Below are 975 nucleotides of genomic sequence, written 5' to 3' on the forward strand. Positions count from 1 at the left end.
TGCGGCACCTCGCCGCCATGGCGCAGGCATTCTTCCAGCGTGGTGGCGGCCGCGTGCAGCGCCGCCAGCCCCATGTTGCCGGCCACGCCGCGCACGGTGTGGGCCGCGCGTTCGGCTTCTTCCTGCCGGCCCGCGGCCAGTGCGGCCTCGATGCGCTGCACGGCATCGGCCTGGCCTTCGGCGAACTGGTGCAGCAGCCGCAGATACAGCGCCCGGTTGCCGCCCACGCGGCGCAGCCCGGCGGCGGTGTCCAGGCCTTCGATGGCGGGCAGATCCTGTGGCGGCGGCGCTGCCGGCCGCGGCGCCGCAGCAGGCTCTGCCGCGGCCGGGCGCGGCTGCACCCAGCGCAGCAGCGACTTGAACATCGCCGGCGGGTCCAGCGGCTTGGTGATGTGGTCCACCATGCCCGCGGCCAGGCAGCGCTCGCGCTCCTCCACCATGGCGTGCGCCGTCATCGCGATGATGGGCAGCGCGTGCCAGCGCGCGTCCGCACGGATCAGCCCCGTGGCCTCCAGCCCCCCCATCACCGGCATCTGCAGGTCCATCAGCACGGCGTCGAACGCTTGGCCGGACTGCACCATCTCCACCGCCTCCTTGCCGTTGTTGGCGATCTGCACCTTGGCGCCAGCGCCCTCGAGCAGCTCGATGGCGATCTGCTGGTTGATCTCGTTGTCTTCGGCCAGCAGCAACCGCACGCCGCGCAGCAGGTCCGGCGCGATGTCCTGGGTCTGCACGGCACGCGCCGACGGCGCCGTGTTGGGCACCAGCGCGGTCATCAAGGCGTCCACCAGCGCCGAAGCCCCCACGGGCTTGACCACGAAGGCTTCGATGCCGGCTTCTTCGGCATGCGCGCGCACTTCGTCGCGCCCGTAGGCCGTGGCCATCACGATGCGCATCGCATCGTTCAGGGCGCGCACGCGCCGCGCGGTCTCGATGCCGTCCATGCCGGGCATCTGCCAGTCCACCACCATCAGC

At 72.2% G+C, this 975-nt stretch carries 1 protein-coding gene; it reads right to left on the reverse strand.

Going from position 1 to position 975, the window contains the following annotated elements; genetic code table 11:
* Window positions 1-975: response regulator (locus tag IE209_RS33615; protein WP_189691197.1), on the reverse strand; the 975-nt coding region annotated here is incomplete at both ends.

This window comes from Pseudorhodoferax aquiterrae (assembly GCF_014652235.1).
GTDB lineage: Bacteria > Pseudomonadota > Gammaproteobacteria > Burkholderiales > Burkholderiaceae_C > Pseudorhodoferax > Pseudorhodoferax aquiterrae.